This window comes from Thermus sp. FJN-A, assembly GCF_054655095.1.
On record NZ_BAAHSC010000061.1, the window covers coordinates 1 to 241 of the forward strand.

At 72.2% G+C, this 241-nt stretch carries 1 pseudogene; it reads right to left on the reverse strand.

What is annotated here, in order from left to right:
- A pseudogene (locus ACYQ0J_RS00330) lies at positions 1–241 on the reverse strand (hypothetical protein); the annotation flags it as partial.

Below are 241 nucleotides of genomic sequence, written 5' to 3' on the forward strand. Positions count from 1 at the left end.
CCCTCCTCGTTCCCCCTCGCACACCCGGCCCGAGGCGTTGTAGAGCCTCATCTCCCGCTCGTCCTCCCGCCGGGGGTCGGGGGAGAAGCTCACCATCCACCAGGCGCACACCGGGTTCTCCGCCCGCCCCTCCGCCCGAAACCAGGCCACCTGTCCCCCCTCTACCCGGCCCTCCCCCATGGCCTCAACCACCACCCGCTCCCCCTCCTCCAGGAGCAGGCCCCAATCCCCCTCGGAAGGA